This window comes from Streptomyces sp. NPDC048111 (assembly GCF_043202815.1).
In the GTDB taxonomy this organism is placed as follows: Bacteria; Actinomycetota; Actinomycetes; order Streptomycetales; family Streptomycetaceae; genus Streptomyces.
The window spans coordinates 313,851-329,112 of sequence record NZ_JBIDBD010000006.1; the positions used below are offsets into that span (position 1 = coordinate 313,851).

The window sequence follows — 15,262 nt, forward strand, 5'->3', positions numbered from 1 at the left end:
CGGGGCCCGAGGCGCGGGGCGCCCGGTGGTTCGGATGCGGTGGCTCGGGAGGCGCGGATCAGGGCGCGGAGGCTCGCGGGGCGGCGGGGCGGCCCGCGGTGGCCCGGGACGCGGTGGGCCCGGGGTCGCGGTCGACCTTGCCGCCGAGCAAGCCCTGGAAGAGGTTGAGCCGCTGCATGTTGCCGGTGCCTTCGAGGAACTCCATCGCCCGCGCGTCCCGGGCGAGTTTGTCCAGGAAGGGGTGCGCAAGGCGGGCCCCCGGGCCGAGCAGCCCGGCCGCCCCCAGGGTGACGTCCTCGGCGAGGCGGGCGGCGCGCAGCTTGGCGGCCGAGGCCAGATGGCCGTCGGTGCCGCGCGCGTCCACGGCCGCCGCGGCGTGGTGCACCAGATGGCGGGTGGCGTCCACGCGCCGGGTCAGCTCGTCGAAGCGTTCGCGTCCGGCGCCGCGCAGGGCGCCGCGGTGCTCGGCGACGTACTCCAGGGCGGCGCGGGCGATGCCGACCGCGATGGCGGCGACGCCGGGGCGCAGCACGTTGAAGGTCTGCACGAACGCCCACACTCCGCGCCGGGTGGCGGTGAGGTGCCGGCCAAGGAAGCGGTCCGCCGGCACCGGCACCCGGTCCATGACGATGGAGCTGATCATGGCGCCGCGCAGCCCGATCATGTCGAGCGGCTCGGCCACGAAACCCGGGTCGGCGGTGTCCACCAGGACGGCCTGGACGCCCAGCGGCCCGGGCCTCGCGCGGGCGAACACCACGCCCAGCTGGGCGCGGCAGGCGTTGCCCACGTACCGCTTCTCACCGCTGAGCAGGGCGTCGCCGTCCGGGGTGGCGGTCAGGGCGGTCCGCAGGGCCGCCGCGTCCGAGCCGCCCTCCGGCTCGGTCAGGGCGAAGCAGGTCCACAGCGGCTGCTCCAGCATGCGCCCGTAGAACCAGCGCTTCTGCGCCTCGTCGGCACACAGGCCGACGGCGACGCCGGCGAGCAGCGGGCCGGGCGAGGCGACCAGCGTCCCGACGTCGGCGCAGGCCAACTCCTCCATGACGACGGCCCGTTCGAGGGCGCTCACGCCGTAGAAGCGGTGCCCGTCGATCTTCTCGGGCTCGTGGCCGTACTCCTCGGGGATGCCCATGGTGGCCAGGTGGCGCACGGCGGGGTGCGCGAAGTGGCCGCGTACCGCCTCCGGGTCGCGGTCGATCTCCAGGGCGAGCGGGCGCAGATCGGCGCCCCACTCGCGGACCTGCCCGCGCAGCGCGCGGAGCCGGTCGTCCAGGTGCGTCACGATGCCTCCTGTGCCACGGCGTGGACCTCGGCGAGGAGCTCCGAGGCGTACGCGGTCATGCCGGGGCTGTCGGTGAGATAGCCCGCCGCGCCGAGCAGCCGTACCTGCTCGCGGTCGGCGGCGGTGATCCGCCCGTGCAGGTGCTGGAGCACGGCGGCGGACCGGGACCCGGGCCGCGCGCCGTCCAACACCGCCCGGATCTCCAGGTGTTCGGCCAGGACGTCGGCGACGGCGCCCTTCACCAGCTGCTGCTGGAGCAGGGTGGTGTCGCCCACGCGCCGCCCGGCCAGGCGCGTGACGCAGGCGGCGCGCAGCGCCTGGGCGAGTCCGAGCCGCAGCCACACCAGGCCGAGGCCGTACAGCTCCCGCTGCTCCACCGCCACGCGCCCGCCCCGGTCGGCCGGCGCCCGCCGCCCGGTGTCGAGCAGGACCACGGGCCCGCCGGGCAGGTCGAGTTCACCCCGCACCACCGCACGCCCGGGCTCCACCGGGCGGCGGGCGCCGTCGAGCCAGAGCGTGCGGGCCGTGCGGTGGGTGTGCGCCGCGACGACGGCGTGGCCGCCGGGACCACACGGCAGCAGACCCGGCAGGACGGTGTCGGCGAGCAGGGCCAGCGCCGGGGCGAGGCCCTCGTGCCGGGCCGCCCGGTGACAGCCCCGCACGAGACCCTCGGCGTCCTGGACGAGCGTGGTCATGGCGCTCCCCGGTCGAGCAGGCACACGCTCAGCTCGGCGGTGTCCGCGTCGTGGTCCACCAGGACCCGCCGGCCCTCGTGTCCCGCCGCGGGGGCCCAGCCGACCTCGGAGGCCAGCGCGCCGAGGACCCCGGAGACGGGGAAGCCGTCCGGGGCCGAGACGGTGGGTCCGGTGTGCCCGGGCAGGTCGCGGGCGGCCCGCAGCCCGGGGCTGAGGACCGCGGGGACCTCGGGGTCGCAGCCCAGCTCGTCCAGCGCGCCGCGCACCGCGGCCGGCACGTCGTCGGCCGGCACGCCCGAGACCCGGCGCACGGTCAGCGAGCCGGCCCGCCCCTCGGGCGTGAACAGCAGCGCGGCCCCCGCGTCCCCGGCGAGGTAGCGCCCGGTCTCGTAGGGCAGCGTCGCCTGGTCGAGGACGAACAGCGCGGCGGTGCGGTGCCCGTGGCGCCTGATGTACGAGGCCGCCACCTCCAGGGCGACGAACGGGGCCGCCGAGCCGCAGTCCGCGACGGTGAACACGAGGGGCCGGCCGGGGATGACCTCGGACAGACAGGTCACGGCCGCCCGCCGGCAGTCCAGGTCGGGCGTGGTGTGGGCGACGACGGCGAGGTCGATGTCCGCGGGCTCGTCCGTGAGGTCGGCGAGCAGGTCGGCGGCCATGCCGGCGAAGGTGTTGCCGGGCGGCCCGTCCGCCACCTCGGGCCGGGGCCCGACCCCGTACAGGGCGGTCAGGTCGGCGAAGTGGCGGCGCGAGAACGGGTCGTCGATCCGGAGGTTCCCGGTGGGGAACTCCCGGTGCACGATCCGGTCGAGCCGCAGCGGGAACCGGGCCGGGGCCCGCCGCGCGTGCGGGACCCCGGTGGCCTGTGCGGCCATCGTCAGGAGCCCATTTCCGTGGCGATGAAATCGGCGAGCGAGCGCACGCTGGTGAAGTGCGCCATCTCCAGGGAGTCCGTGTCGAACTCGATGTCCAGCGCCTCCTCCAGGCGCATCAGCATCTCGAACACACCCGTCGAGTCGAGCCCCAGCTCGTCGAACAGCCGTGATTCCTCGCCCAGTTGGGGCAGGTCGTAGTCGAGCACCTCGGTGAGCGCGTCGGAGATCGCGGCGACGATCCGGTCGCGGTCGGTGGCGGTCAGTCCGGCCATGGTCGGCGGTCCTTTCATCGGGGACGGGCAGGGCTTGGTCAGTGGGCGGCGGTCCGGCGGAACGCCGCCGCGGCCGGCAGGTGCTGCTTGCGCAGCAGGTCCTCGGGCTGGTCGGCCTCGCGGATCAGATGGGCCCGGCCGTCGGCGACGAGCACCTCGGCCGGATAGCCGTGGCTGAGGAAGTGCACGGGCGAGGCGGTCGGTCCGTACGCGCCGGAGCGCTCCACGCCGAGCAGGTCGCCGGGCCGCACCGGCGGCAGCTGGACCTTCTTGGCCAGCGTGTCGTTGGGGGTGCACAGCGGCCCCGTCACGTTCCAGGCCTCGGCGGGCGCCGGCTCCGCCCCGTCCACGGCCCCGCTGAGCAGCCGCATGGGGAAGTTCCGCTTGACGAACGAGCCGATGCCGACCGCCGCCATGTGGTGGTGGGTGCCGCCGTCGGTGACCGCGAACCGCTCGCCGAGCGAGGTCTTCACGTACCGCACGCGCACCACGTACGTACCGGACTCGGCCGTCAGATAGCGGCCGAGCTCCATGACGAGCCGGGTGCGCGGGTGGGCGTCGGCGAACCGGGCGATCACCGGGTTGAGGTCCGCGGCCAGGGCCAGCAGGTCCAGGTCGCGCTCGCCCTCGAAGTAGGCGACGCCCAGTCCCCCGCCGATGTCCACGAGGTCGAGCTCGAAGCCGAGGGCGGCCGAAAGGCGTTCGGCGAGCTCGAAGATGCGCTCGGTGTTCTGCACGACGGTGGCCTCGGTCAGGATGCGGGTGCCCATGTAGACCTGCACGCCCTGGATCCGTACGTGCTCGTACCGCTCCACCAGGCCCGTCTCCGCGAGGAGTTGGGCCTCGTCCATGCCGAACTGGCGGGCCTTGCCGCCCATGGTGAGGCCGGAGCCCTTCACCGAGAACGAGGGGTTCACCCGCAGCACGACCGGGGCGCGCAGCGCGCGCTCGCGGGCCAGCTCGTCGATCCACGCCAGTTCCTGGAGCGACTCGCACACCACGGCGGCGACGCCCTCGTCGAGACAGGCCGCGAGTTCGGCGCGGCTCTTGCCGGGGCCGAGGAAGAGGATGTCCTCGGGCTCGACGCCCGCGCGGCGCGCGGTCAGCAGTTCCGTCATCGAGGAGACCTCGGCGCGGGCGCCGTGCGCGTGCAGCAGCGCGCAGACCGCGATGTTGGGGTTGGCCTTGAGCGAGTAGAAGATCTGCAGCCGCTCGTCGAAGGCCTCGCGCAGCTGGCGCATCCGCCCCGCGAGCGCGTCCCCGTCGTACACGAACAAGGGGGTGCCGTAGGTGCGGGCGAGTTCGGCGACGGGGATGCCCTGCACGGTGGCCGGGGTTGTCCGCACGTCGTCTGCCGTGGTCATGGTGGTCATGCGCCGGTGTCCCTTCCCGCCGCGAGCCGGGCGGTGATGTCCGTGTCGAGGGCGTCGATGCCGTCGTCCGATGCCGCCACGAGCAGGCCGTAGAGGCGGCCCGCGACGGGTGCCGCCGGGCGTTGTCCGCCGCCGGGGAAGCCCGCGTTGACCGTGGCGTAGTTGTTCACGAGCAGGCCGGTGCCGCGGTCGCGGTCGAAGAGCAGCCCGTCCAGGAGCGCCCCGGCCCGTTCGAACGGCAGGGGCTCGGTGCTCCTGACCGAGTAGTGGCGGGCCACCGCGATCTGTCCGGGCGCCACGAACCGTTCCTGGAGCCGCACTTGGTAGGTGGACATGTTGTTGCGGGCGTTGATCTCGACGACCGGATAGAGCTCCCCCGCCGGGTCCACCATGGCGTCCACGCCGACCACGCCGAAGTAGCCGTCGGCGGCCAGGCGCTTGCCCAGGCGCTCGGCGGTGTCGTGCACCACGGCGAGCTGGGCGCCGGTCAGCCGGGCCGGCATCCGGTGGCCCTTGTGGACCCCGTTGTCGGTGAGCTGCTCCTTGACGAAGTCGAAGTGCACGCCGCCGTCGCGGCCGACGGTGAACTGGTAGTTCAAATCGCTCTGTTTGGCCACCCACTCCTCGACCACGAAGGCCACCCGGTCGCGGCCGGCCCGCCGGGCCTGCCGGGTGACGACCGACAGGATGCGGTCGGCCCGGCGCCTGCTCTCCAGGACGGCGATGCCCTTGCCGGAGACGCCGAACGCCTCCTTCACGACGTAGCGCCGCTCCTCGTCGCCGGTGGCGGCCTCGAAGGCGTCGGCGAGTTCGGCCAGGGTGGCGCAGGCCCAGCCGCGGGGCTGGCGCAGTCCGAGCTCGTCGGCGACGCGCCTGCTGTAGACCTTGCTGTTGACGGCCTTGCAGACGGCCGCGCCGGGCGCGGCGATGCCGAGGCCGGTGGCCCGGGAGAGCAGTTCCTCCCGTACGGAGACGCCGTGGGCGGTGAGCCGGCAGCCGTCCGCGGCGAGGGCGGTCAGCTCGGCGAGCAGCGCCGGGTCCTCCAGGGCGTCCTCGGTCACGGTGCGCCCGGGGTCCTGTTCCGCGGCCACGTGCAGGCGCGGCAGGCGTACGCCGAGACCGGCGAGGAAGGCCAGATAGCCCTCGTCCGGGCGGGACTTGAGGACGACGTGGTCGCGTTCGTCCGCCAGCAGCAGCGCGAACTCGTCCATGTGGTTGACGACCGCGTCGGCCGCCGAGGCCGACAGGCGGGGCAGGGTGTGTTCGCCGTGCGCCCACTGCTGTTCCACCTCGAAGTTGCCGAGGAACACCAGGGGGGTGTCGGGCGCCCCGGTCAGCGCCGTCGCGAGTCGCTCGCGGAAGCCGGGCAGCGTGCCGCTCATGTGCTGTCCTCTCGGATCTCGGGAGCCCGCGCGCCGGTCGGCCGCGCGGGGCTCGGTGCCGTGGCTCTCAGTGCTCAAGCACCATGGCCGCGAAGGACTGGCCGAGCCCCGCGGAGGTCATCAGATAGGCGGCGCCGGGCCGCAGCAGGCCGAGCTCGCGCGCGGACTGGTAGTTGATGAAGGGGTCCGCGCAGAAGCAGTGGCCGGTCTTCGCGATGTTCTCCAGGAAGATGCGCCCGGGAGCGATGCCCAGCTCCTTGGCGGCGACCGTCCACGAGACGCGGTTGACGTTGTGCGGCAGGACGAGGTGGATGTCGGCCATGGTCAGACCGGCGTCGTCCAGCGCGTGGTGGATGACGTCGGACATGACGTCCTGGTAGATGCGCTTGGCTTCCCTGGCGCCCTCGGGATCCAGGTCGATGATGCCGTCCGCGCGGCCCACGATGCGCGCGTGGTAGCCGAGCACCCGGTCGCGGGGACCGTTCGCGCCGACGAGGACGGCGGTCATGCCCTCGCCCATGATGGAGACGTCGGCCACCCACTGCGAGAACGGGGTGAACGTCTTGTCCCCGGCGAGCACCAGGGCCAGCGCGTCCGGGTCGCCGTCGGCCTCCAGCAGGGTGCCCGCCGTGTCGATGGCGAGCAGCCCGGTCGCGCAGCCGTGGTCGGCGACCGAGAAGGCGGTGGCGTTGCGCAGGCCGAGGGCCTCGCGCACCTGTTGCAGGGGACTGACCGGGTAGGGCGCCGTGGTCCGCAGGCCCTTGGCCCGGATCACATAGCGCACCCGGTCCTCCTGGCCGGCCAGCTCGTCCAGCTTGCCGGCCGCCGTGATCAGCATGTCGGCCTCGGACTGGTCGGGCGCCTGACAGATCCGGTCGAGGCCGTAGAGCCGGGTGAACCTGCGCACCTGCTGGTCGTCGAGCCCCAGCGGTTCGCGCAGTTCGGCCACGGAGATGGTGGGCGGCAGGTAACTCGACACCGCTTCCAGTGAGGTCATGCGCCGGGCCCTCCTTGAGTGATGGGAGCCACTCAAGACTTGCCGGGCCCGCTGACGCCCGGCTGACGCCGACCTGACCGGTGCGGACGTGCCGATGCCCCAACCCGCCGGTGGATCCGGGGGGTTGGGACACGAAAGAGGTTCAGGAGCTCTTGACGCTCACATCGCCGCTGCCGGTCTTCAGACCGATCTCGTACTTGCCCGCGGGGTCGTTGGGCACCTTGATGTCCTTGTCGCCATTGCCCGTCTTGACCGAGACGCGGTAGCTGGCCGAGGGCACGGTGAGGCTGACGTCGCCGCTGCCGGCGGTGATCTGGACGTTCTGCGGCTTGCTGGGCGTCAGGTGGATGTCGCCCGAGCCGGTACGGGTGTCGATCCCGCCGCCCGCCAGGCCCTTGCCGCTGATCTCGCCGCTGGTGGTCTTCACCTTGACCGCGCCGCTGACGTCCTGGAGGGTGATGTCGCCGGAGCTCGCGGCCACGTCGACCGCGCCCACCTTGTTCAGGCCGACCTCTCCCGAGGAGACCTCGCCGCTCACGGGGATCCCGGCGGGCACCTGGACGGTGTACGTCACCGAGCAGGACCCCGAGCAGCCGCCGAGGATCAGCACGCCGTCCTCGATCCGGTGGGTGGGGCCGCTGGGCTTGGTGTCGCCGTTGTCGTAGCTCACCTTGCGGTGTAAGGACGCGCTGCCGCCGTCGGTCCCGTTCACGGTGACCCCGCCCGAGCCGTTCTCCAGGCGTACGGAGGTGATCTTTCCGGAGAGCGCACTGTCGTCCTCGTAGGACTTCTGGTTGAGCGAGCCGCACGCGGCCAGTCCACCGGCCGCGATGCCGATCGCGGTGAGAATGCCCAGGGCGCGGAGCTGCTGACGCATGAATGTCTCCCAGTTCTGGAGCTTCAGCTGGGCCCGCACAGGCACACCGCCCGCACAGGCATGAGGAAATCTCGGGCCCCCGCGAACTCGGGACCTTGCGTTGTCACGACGCTAACGCAGAGCGTCACCGCACGAACATGGGGCAGGCCCCCGGATGCCTCCTGAGGACTGCCCCCGTCCGAACTCACCGCCGTGGAACGGTCGTGCGTCCGGTCATCCGCAGCCTCCCGCGTGCCCGTCGTCGACGGATCCGGGGCCGAGCCCGACGGCCGCGCCGACGGGCCGGGGCAGGGCGGCTGCGGGCAGACCGCGTTCGCGCAGATGGGCGACGAAGGCGGGGAGCCGGTCGAGGCCCCAGAAGCGGTTGAAGCCGTGCACGAAGAAGGGCACGCCGAACACCCCGTCCGTGTCCACGTCCAGGAGCAGGCGCACCCCCTCGGCGCGCAGCTCCGGGTCGTCGCAGGCGTTCGCCAATTCGGCCGGATCCAGGCCCAGTTCGGCCCCGATGCCGCCGATCACGGCGCGGTCGCAGATGTCGCGCCCCTGCTCCCAGCGGGCCCGGTAGACGGCGGCGACGTACGCCCGCCCGAGCCCGGCGCGCTCGGCGACGAGGTGGGCCAGGTGCGGCACCTCCCACACCGGATCGCGGTCGACGGGCCAACGGAGCGCAATCCCGCGCGACTTGGCAATGCGGCCGACGTCCTGGAGTACGTAGAGGTGCTTGGCGCGGGACATCGCGGTGTACGGGAAGCTGCCGCCGGCCTCGGTCAGCAGCCGGGTGCTCAGCTCGTCCGGCTCGAAGAAGGGCCGCCACCGCACCGCGTCGGCGATGTCCGGGTGCTCGCGGGTCAGATCGCGGTGGGCGAGCCAGGAGTACGGGCTGCGCAGGGAGAAGTAGAACGTCGGAGTGCGGTCGGCCTTCACGTCAGATCACCAGGCCCCCGTCGACGCCGAACACCTGTCCCGTGATGTAGGAGGCGCGCTCGGACACCAGGAACGACACCAGGTCGGCGACCTCGTCGGGGCGGCCGAAGCGGCCGAGCGGGACGCGCGCGGCGAGCTTCTCACCGCTGTCCTCACCGAGCGCCGCCGTCATGTCGGTCTCGATGAAACCGGGGGCCACCGTGTTGACCCGGATGCCGCGCGGGGCGACCTCCTTGGCCAGCGCCTTGGAGAACCCGATGATCCCGGCCTTGGAGGCGGAGTAGTTGGTCTGGGTGGCGTTGCCGTACACCCCGGCGACCGAGGACAGCGTGACCACGGTGCCGGTGCGCCGCTTCAGCATGCCGAAGACCGCGGCCCGGCAGATGTGGTACGTCCCGTCCAGGTTGGTCCGCAGGACGTCCTGCCACGCCTGGTCGTTCAGCATGATCAGCGGGTTGTCCCGGACGATGCCGGCCGAGGAGACCACCGCGTGGATCGGGCCGAGCGTGCGCTCGGTCTCGCGGACGAACTCCTGGGCCTGGGCCCCGTCGGCCACGTCCACGCGGCGGGCCAGCACCGAGGCGCCCTGCGCCTCGGCCTCCTTGGCGGCGGCCCGGGCGTCCTCCTCGCGCGACCGGTAGCAGAAGGCCACCGCGAAGCCGTCGGCGGCGAGCCGGCGCACCACGCTGCGGCCGATCCCCCGGGAACCCCCGGTGACCAGTGCGACGCGGGGTTTGTCTGCGGACATCATGACCTCTCGTGGGTGGTGTTCACGGCCTGGCGAGGACGGCCTCAGCGGCGGCCGGCTCCAGTTCTTCGGCCGGGCGCAGGGCGAACGTGAGCTGCCCGACGTCCAGGACCCGGCGCCCGTCGACGGAGCTGGTACCGGTCACCACGACGGTGTCGCCGAGGTCGCGCAGCAGGGTGACCTCGTGGACGAGGACCGAGCCCGGGTAGACCGGCGCGAGGACCCGCGCGTCGCGCACCCCGGCGCCGAGCGTGACCTGGCCGGTCCGCACGTCCGGGTTGGGCCGCTCCCAGCAGGCGAGCAGCAGCGCGGCCTGCGCCCAGGACTCCAGCATCATGCTCGCCGGGTAGGCGTACGGCTGCGCGGCCCCCTGGGCGAGTCCCCGGTAGGCGGGCTCGGCGACGCTGACCGCCTTGTACGCGACCAGCCGCCGGCCCGGCTCCACCTCCCCGACCCGGTCCACCAGCAGCGCCGGATAGCGGTGCGGGATGACGGAGGTGATACGGAATTCGGGGTTCACTCGTCCTCCAGATCGGGCAGTTGCGACGGGAATTCCAGGGCGATGCGGGCGGCCGGGCGGGCGTCGGCACTGACCGACGCGGTGGCGCGCACCGCGCCGTCCCGGCGTTCGATGCGCGCCTCGATGATCAGTTCCTGGCCCGGCCGCACCGGGCTCAGGAAGCGCGCCTTCTTGAGCACGAACCCCTGGCCTGCGCCCACTCCGTGGGCCGACACCAGATCGTGCACGTACTGCACCAGGGCGAAGCCCGGCACCAGCGGGAAGCCGGGGACGTGACCTTGGAGGAAGGGAGCGCCGTGGGCGACGGTCACACTGCCGCGCACGGTCTCCTCGGCGGGCGGCGGGACGACGGGGCCGTAGCGCCGCGGGCTCAGCCCGGGGATGGTGAGCGCCTCTTCGAGCATCATGGTCGCGTTCTCCTCATCCGCCCAGCAGGGCGCAGCCGACGGTGCCGTCCCGGTCGATCCCGGTGACCAGGGCCGTCGCGCCGGGCGGCAGCCCTCCTTCCTCGGCGAGCGCGAGGACCGCGGCGGTCTGGAAGGCGGTGGCCGCGGCCGAGGTGTCGCCGAGCAGCGGTCTGCACCGGATCCAGCGGGGCGCGGCCCCCTCGGGCAGGGCGCCGCGGACGGCGTCCTCCTCCCCGTCGGTGCCGAGCGGGGCGACGACCCGCACGCTCGCGGCGTCGGCCCCGGCCTCGTCGAGGACCGCGCGGACGCAGGCGGTGAGCGCCCCGGCCGCCTGCTCGGGACGGTGGTAGGCGCGGAAGCGGGTGCCGAGCAGCCGGGCGAGCGGGGCGCGGCCGGCGGCCGAGGCGCTCGCGGCCGGCTCCAGGAGCCAGACCACACCGCCCTCGCCGAGCGGGGTGCGTGCCCCGTCCTCGGCGGCGTGCCACTCCAGCCAGGACCGCTGCACCGTGTACTCCTCGGCGGCCCCGCACAGGACGCGGTCGCAGTGCCCGCCGCGGTGCAGGCGGGCGGCGTAGCCGAGGGCGAGCAGGCCGGTCAGCCAGCCGCCCGCGACCGTGGTGTTGGGTCCCTTGATGCCGTGCCAGATGGCGCTCTGGCCGGCCATGCGGTTCATCACCGTGTTGGGGAAACGCGCCGGATCCACCAGGTAGGGGCGCTCCCCGGTCAGCGAGTCCCGGGTGAAGTCCATGATGCTCTGCACGCTGCCGTGGCCGGTGCCGAGCACGAGGGCGAGCCGCTCGGGCCGCTCGACCACATCGGGGCCGCACTCCTGGAGCAACTGGCCGTACGCGCTCACGGCGAGCGCCGTGAGCCGGTCCATGGTGCGGGTGCCCTTCTTGCCGAGGGCGCCCGCGGCGCTGAAGTCCGGTACCAGGGCGCCCTGTTGATAGGGGCCGGGGTGTTCGTCCGCGTCGAGCGCGCTCAGCGCGCTCTCGGCGGCGGCGAGCCCGGCGCGGTAGGCGCCGCGGCCGATGCCGTAGGGCGAGACCGCGGACCAGGCCGAGAAGACGAGGTCCCCGGCGGACGCGGGCCGGGCACCGGGGCCCGCGTCCTGAAGGGTGGCGGCGCCGCTCATGCGGTGGTCCCGCGGGCGGTCGTCTGCCCCGGCTTGCCGTTGAGGGCGTTGAGCAGCCGGTCGTCGAAGTCGACCAGGCTCCAGTCGCGGCGGTTCTCGATCACGGCCCAGCCGTGCGTGATGCGGCCCGTGGTGGTGGGCACGAGGACGCCGTCGCGCAGGACGTAGGTGTCCATGCGGGCGGTGTAGGTGTAGCGCTTGAAGACCCTCTCGACCGTGAAGACGGTGTAGAGCGTCTCCTCCATCCGCGCCTCGTCCAGGACGGTGATCCGCGAGTGCGGGACGACCGGGATCCAGTCCTGCTCGTCGAGCAGGGTCTTGATGGAGACACCCCGGTCGGCGAGGAAGAGGTCGACGACCTCCTCCATCTGCCGCAGATAGCCCGACATCTGCACGCGCTCGGTGAAGTGGCAGTAGAAGTACGGCATCCGCCAGGCCCAGCCGAAGGCGTTGCGGCCCTCGGTCAGCTGCTCCAGGGGATCGGCGCCCGGCCGCAGCGCGATGGGCTCGGCGCCCGCGCCGAGGCGGTCCACGACCGCCGCCTCCAGGGCCGCGGGCGGCTGCTCGGCCTCGTGGCCGCGCGGGTCGAAGCGGAACTGCACGGCGACCTTGGACACGACGGCCTTCTCGGTCGCCTCGCCGCGCCGCACCGTCATCTCGACGACCAGGCGCAGCCCGTCGCCCTTGTCCGGCGCCGGCGTCACGGCGGCGGTCGCCACGTCGTCGATGTGGAAGGCGGTGAGGATCTTGGTGTCGATGTCGGTGATGTCGACACCGAGCCCGTGCCGCTCGTACAGCTGCCCGGCGGGGTAACCGCGCTGGCGCAGGTGGTCGTAGACGGCCTCCTCCACCATGTAGTTGACGTGCTTGAACCCGATCCAGGTGCAGATGTTGGACCCTTCGTAGCGGGGCCGTATCTCCACGCGGGTGGTGCCGTCCGTCGCGGCGGGGCTGACGCTCATGGCTTCTCCAGTAGGGAAACGGGGGCGGCGGCGACGTGCCGCGCCGGGCTGGGGCCGGTGGCGAGGAAGTCGCACACCAGGCGGGTGACGCGGTCGGCCGCCTCCACCATCGGGAAGTGGCCGCAGCCTTCGAGGAGTTCGAAGCGGGCGCCGTGCACGGCCGCGGCGAGCGCCCGGCCGTCCTCGGCCCGGGACGCGATGTCCTGCTCGCCGGACAGCACGAGCAGCGGGGTGCGGACGGCTTCGAGGTCGAGGAAGGGGGTGCGCAGATACGACTCGAAGAACCGCATCCAGCCGTACGGGCCGATCTGGTCGCGCAGCCGGCGCGCCATCCAGTCCCGGTGCGCCTTCGCGAACCGGGCGGTCTCGCCGACCGCCAGCGCCTCCTCGAAGACGCGGTGGAAGTCGTTGAGGTAGTAGGAGATCGCCGACCAGTCGAAGTCCTGGGGATCGGGCCGGTAGAAGGGGCTGATCAGTACGGTGCGGCGAGGGGCGAGCCGCCCGGCCGCCAGCGCCTCGGTGATCAGGTTCGCGGCGTAGGAGTGGGCCACGACCGCGTCGTAGCGGTCGTCCACCAGGTCGAGCAGGCAGCGGCCCGGCTCGGGCAGCGCGCCCCATCCGTCGCCGCCCTTCATGGCCCGCCAGGGCAGGTCCGCGTCCCACAGTTCCAGGCGCGGGTGCGCGCGGGCCGCGAACGGGTCCCACACCGAAGGCTTGCCGCCGAGGCCGTGGAGCAGCAGGACCTTGAGCGGCCGGTCGGACGCGGCGGGCCTGCGCAGCCGCGCGGTGAGCGGGCTCATGCGACCGGCTGTCCCTCGTACGTGCCGAGGATGACCACCGCGTTGTTGCCTGCGAAGGCCAGCGCGTTGTTCTGCACGATGCGCACATCGGCCGGGCGTGCCTCGTTGGGTACGGGGTCGAGCGCGCACTCGGGGTCGGTCTCGCGGTGGTTGATGGTCGGCGGGATGAAGCCCTCGGTGATGGCCAGGGCACAGGCCGCCGAGGCGAGCGCGCTGGCCGCGCCCATGGTGTGGCCGAGCATGGACTTGATGGAGATGGTGGGCGGCGGCTCGGCGAACACCTGCCGGATCGCGCCGGCCTCGGTGACGTCGTTGGCCTTGGTGCCGGTGCCGTGCGCCGAGATGAAGTCGATGTCCTCGGGCTTCACCCCGGCGTTGCGGTGGGCGAGTTCGATACAGGCGGCGAGACTGTCCCGGTCGGGTGCGACCGGGTGGTGCGCGTCGCAGTTGAGGCCGTAGCCGAGCACCTCGGCGTAGATGCGGGCACCGCGCGCGAGAGCGGACTCCAGGCTCTCCATGAACAGGATGCCCGCCCCCTCACCGGTGAGGATGCCCTTGCGGTCCACGTCGAAGGGCTGGCACACCTCGGGCGCGATGGTGCCGAGCCGGTAGAAGCCGGTGAAGGTCTTGCGGCACACCGCGTCCGCCCCGCCGGCCAGGGCGATGTCCACCTCGCCCGAGCGGATCGCGTCGAAGCCGGAGCCGATGGCGTAGTTGCCCGCGGCGCAGGCGGTCGGAATGGTGACCGCCTCCACGTCGCACAGCTCCAGCTCCCGCACGATGCTGCTGGACAGCATCCCCGCGGTGGAGCGCCGCGCGACGACCGGGTCCAATGCCTCGGGCCCGTCCCACACTTGACGCTCCATCAACACATCCAGGTCGTGCGACTCCCCGTCGGTGGTGCCGACGGAGACCAGGACGCGGCGCTCGCGCAGGGCGGCCAGGTCCATGTGTGCGTCGCCGACGGCCATCCGGGCCGCCGCGACACAGAACTGGCTGGCCCGGCCGAGCTCGGCCGGATCGATGGTCTCGATCCACCGGGCGGCGTCGAAGCCCTCGATCTCGCAGCCGTTGGCGTGCGCGTATCCGGCCGTGTCGAACGAGTTGATCGGCTTGACGCCGCTGCGGCCGGTCCTGAGCCCGGCCAGGAATTCGGCCGGCCCGGTGCCGATGCTGGTGACCGTTCCCAGGCCCGTCACGACGACCCGGTGTGGCTGCCGGCGCTCAGTGCTCACCGGTGTCTCCTCTCTGTCGGCTCCCGTCGGCATCCGAGCGGGCCGGACCTACTGGGACAGGCCCTCGCGGACCACGGCGACGACGCCGTCCATGTTCACCATCCGCACGAGTTCGGCCTGGTCGATCTCGATCTGGAAGGTGCGCTCAAGGGAGGAGAGGATCTCGATCGCGCCCAGCGAGTCGGCGTTGTGGTCCTCCTTGAAGAGGCTCGTGTCCGTGACCTCGGCGGGCTCGATCTCCAGGATCTCGCAGACGATGTCCCGGATCTGGGCGCGCTGTTCGTCGGTGATGGCTACGGTGCTGGGCATGAGGCCTCCCGTGTGGCGTGGTTGGGGGTACCGGGTGGATGCCCAGAAGTCTTCTCACCCCCGCTGACGCCCCCCTGACGCCCCCCTGACTCCCACCGGGGCTGCGCCCCGCCCCCCTGGGGCGCTTGCCCACCCGCCCGCCCGTGCGGGGGCCGGAGGGTGCCTGGCCCCCTGGGGCTCCGCCCCAGACCCCGAGGGGTCTGCCCGCCCACCCGCCCGTGCAGCGGGTTGCATCGGCTGAGCCCTGGGGCTGCGCCCCAGACCCCCAGGGAGCTGCCCACCCGCCCACCCGTGACGGGGGTTGAAGGGTGCCTGCCCCTGGGGCTGCGCCCCAGACCCCCCGAGGGGCTCCGCCCCTCGACCCCCGGCGGGGGCTCCGCCCCCTGCACCCCCCTTTCGCGCCTTAAGGGCGCTCGTCCTCAATCGCCGGACGGGCTGAGGTGGCCTGGTGCTGCCCAGCACCGAGCAGTTA

At 73.2% G+C, this 15,262-nt stretch carries 17 protein-coding genes; all 17 read right to left on the minus strand.

Features of this window, described 5'->3' with window-relative positions:
* Nucleotides 1-58 precede the first annotated feature (58 nt).
* The gene (locus ACGF3I_RS14555; RefSeq protein ID WP_393131728.1) at nt 59-1,279 is read right to left on the minus strand and encodes an acyl-CoA dehydrogenase family protein; all 1,221 of its coding nucleotides are present in this window, start codon (nt 1,277-1,279) and stop codon (nt 59-61) included.
* Complete coding sequence (locus tag ACGF3I_RS14560; protein ID WP_393131730.1) at nt 1,276-1,974, minus strand: hypothetical protein; 699 nt, start codon at nt 1,972-1,974, stop codon at nt 1,276-1,278. The genes ACGF3I_RS14555 and ACGF3I_RS14560 overlap by 4 nt, the downstream gene beginning before the upstream one ends.
* Nucleotides 1,971-2,849 carry a hypothetical protein gene (locus ACGF3I_RS14565; protein ID WP_393131732.1) on the minus strand — a complete coding sequence of 293 codons (879 nt, stop codon included), beginning with the start codon at nt 2,847-2,849 and terminating at the stop codon, nt 1,971-1,973. Before ACGF3I_RS14565 ends, ACGF3I_RS14560 begins: the two co-directional genes overlap by 4 nt.
* 2 nt (nt 2,850-2,851) lie before the next feature.
* The gene (locus ACGF3I_RS14570; RefSeq protein ID WP_393131734.1) at nt 2,852-3,121 is read right to left on the minus strand and encodes an acyl carrier protein; all 270 of its coding nucleotides are present in this window, start codon (nt 3,119-3,121) and stop codon (nt 2,852-2,854) included.
* Nucleotides 3,122-3,159: 38 nt separating this feature from the next.
* Entirely contained in the window at nt 3,160-4,494 is a 1,335-nt protein-coding gene (locus ACGF3I_RS14575) for a type III PLP-dependent enzyme (protein ID WP_393131736.1), read from the minus strand.
* Entirely contained in the window at nt 4,491-5,876 is a 1,386-nt protein-coding gene (locus ACGF3I_RS14580; protein WP_393131738.1) for an ATP-grasp domain-containing protein, read from the minus strand. The genes ACGF3I_RS14575 and ACGF3I_RS14580 overlap by 4 nt, the downstream gene beginning before the upstream one ends.
* Nucleotides 5,877-5,943: 67 nt before the next feature.
* Nucleotides 5,944-6,873 (minus strand): 3-oxoacyl-[acyl-carrier-protein] synthase III C-terminal domain-containing protein, encoded by a 930-nt coding sequence (locus ACGF3I_RS14585; RefSeq protein ID WP_393131740.1) that lies wholly within the window; start codon nt 6,871-6,873, stop codon nt 5,944-5,946.
* Between the two features lie 142 nt (nt 6,874-7,015).
* Nucleotides 7,016-7,750, minus strand: coding sequence for a DUF4097 domain-containing protein (locus tag ACGF3I_RS14590; protein WP_393131742.1), 735 nt, complete (start codon nt 7,748-7,750; stop codon nt 7,016-7,018).
* A 213-nt stretch (nt 7,751-7,963) separates the two neighbouring features.
* Nucleotides 7,964-8,674, minus strand: coding sequence for a 2-hydroxychromene-2-carboxylate isomerase (locus ACGF3I_RS14595; RefSeq protein ID WP_393131744.1), 711 nt, complete (start codon nt 8,672-8,674; stop codon nt 7,964-7,966).
* Between the two features lies 1 nt (nt 8,675).
* Complete coding sequence (fabG, locus tag ACGF3I_RS14600; RefSeq protein WP_393131782.1) at nt 8,676-9,422, minus strand: 3-oxoacyl-[acyl-carrier-protein] reductase; 747 nt, start codon at nt 9,420-9,422, stop codon at nt 8,676-8,678.
* A gap of 22 nt (nt 9,423-9,444) precedes the next feature.
* Complete coding sequence (locus tag ACGF3I_RS14605) at nt 9,445-9,942, minus strand: 3-hydroxyacyl-ACP dehydratase FabZ family protein (protein WP_393131746.1); 498 nt, start codon at nt 9,940-9,942, stop codon at nt 9,445-9,447.
* The gene (locus ACGF3I_RS14610) at nt 9,939-10,349 is read right to left on the minus strand and encodes a hypothetical protein (protein WP_393131748.1); all 411 of its coding nucleotides are present in this window, start codon (nt 10,347-10,349) and stop codon (nt 9,939-9,941) included. The genes ACGF3I_RS14605 and ACGF3I_RS14610 overlap by 4 nt, the downstream gene beginning before the upstream one ends.
* A gap of 13 nt (nt 10,350-10,362) precedes the next feature.
* A complete protein-coding gene (locus tag ACGF3I_RS14615; protein ID WP_393131750.1) occupies nt 10,363-11,484 on the minus strand; it encodes a beta-ketoacyl synthase N-terminal-like domain-containing protein in 1,122 nt (373 codons plus the stop codon).
* Nucleotides 11,481-12,446 (minus strand): hypothetical protein, encoded by a 966-nt coding sequence (locus ACGF3I_RS14620; protein WP_393131752.1) that lies wholly within the window; start codon nt 12,444-12,446, stop codon nt 11,481-11,483. Before ACGF3I_RS14620 ends, ACGF3I_RS14615 begins: the two co-directional genes overlap by 4 nt.
* Nucleotides 12,443-13,246: an alpha/beta fold hydrolase gene (locus ACGF3I_RS14625; protein WP_393131754.1), complete on the minus strand. Its 804-nt coding sequence runs from the start codon at nt 13,244-13,246 to the stop codon at nt 12,443-12,445. The genes ACGF3I_RS14620 and ACGF3I_RS14625 overlap by 4 nt, the downstream gene beginning before the upstream one ends.
* Nucleotides 13,243-14,514, minus strand: coding sequence for a beta-ketoacyl-[acyl-carrier-protein] synthase family protein (locus ACGF3I_RS14630; protein WP_393131756.1), 1,272 nt, complete (start codon nt 14,512-14,514; stop codon nt 13,243-13,245). The genes ACGF3I_RS14625 and ACGF3I_RS14630 overlap by 4 nt, the downstream gene beginning before the upstream one ends.
* A 15-nt stretch (nt 14,515-14,529) precedes the next feature.
* Nucleotides 14,530-14,790 carry an acyl carrier protein gene (locus ACGF3I_RS14635; protein ID WP_393131758.1) on the minus strand — a complete coding sequence of 87 codons (261 nt, stop codon included), beginning with the start codon at nt 14,788-14,790 and terminating at the stop codon, nt 14,530-14,532.
* Nucleotides 14,791-15,262 lie beyond the last annotated feature (472 nt).

Coding starts and splice junctions, on each gene's coding strand:
- ACGF3I_RS14560 (WP_393131730.1), bottom strand. CDS start 1,974: ATGACCACGCTCGTCCAGGACGCCGAGGGTCTCGTGCGGGGCTGTCAC.
- ACGF3I_RS14565 (WP_393131732.1), bottom strand. CDS start 2,849: ATGGCCGCACAGGCCACCGGGGTCCCGCACGCGCGGCGGGCCCCGGCC.
- ACGF3I_RS14570 (WP_393131734.1), bottom strand. CDS start 3,121: ATGGCCGGACTGACCGCCACCGACCGCGACCGGATCGTCGCCGCGATC.
- ACGF3I_RS14575 (WP_393131736.1), bottom strand. CDS start 4,494: ATGACCACCATGACCACGGCAGACGACGTGCGGACAACCCCGGCCACC.
- ACGF3I_RS14580 (WP_393131738.1), bottom strand. CDS start 5,876: ATGAGCGGCACGCTGCCCGGCTTCCGCGAGCGACTCGCGACGGCGCTG.
- ACGF3I_RS14585 (WP_393131740.1), bottom strand. CDS start 6,873: ATGACCTCACTGGAAGCGGTGTCGAGTTACCTGCCGCCCACCATCTCC.
- ACGF3I_RS14590 (WP_393131742.1), bottom strand. CDS start 7,750: ATGCGTCAGCAGCTCCGCGCCCTGGGCATTCTCACCGCGATCGGCATC.
- fabG (WP_393131782.1), bottom strand. CDS start 9,422: ATGTCCGCAGACAAACCCCGCGTCGCACTGGTCACCGGGGGTTCCCGG.
- ACGF3I_RS14610 (WP_393131748.1), bottom strand. CDS start 10,349: ATGATGCTCGAAGAGGCGCTCACCATCCCCGGGCTGAGCCCGCGGCGC.
- ACGF3I_RS14615 (WP_393131750.1), bottom strand. CDS start 11,484: ATGAGCGGCGCCGCCACCCTTCAGGACGCGGGCCCCGGTGCCCGGCCC.
- ACGF3I_RS14620 (WP_393131752.1), bottom strand. CDS start 12,446: ATGAGCGTCAGCCCCGCCGCGACGGACGGCACCACCCGCGTGGAGATA.
- ACGF3I_RS14625 (WP_393131754.1), bottom strand. CDS start 13,246: ATGAGCCCGCTCACCGCGCGGCTGCGCAGGCCCGCCGCGTCCGACCGG.
- ACGF3I_RS14630 (WP_393131756.1), bottom strand. CDS start 14,514: ATGCCGACGGGAGCCGACAGAGAGGAGACACCGGTGAGCACTGAGCGC.
- ACGF3I_RS14635 (WP_393131758.1), bottom strand. CDS start 14,790: ATGCCCAGCACCGTAGCCATCACCGACGAACAGCGCGCCCAGATCCGG.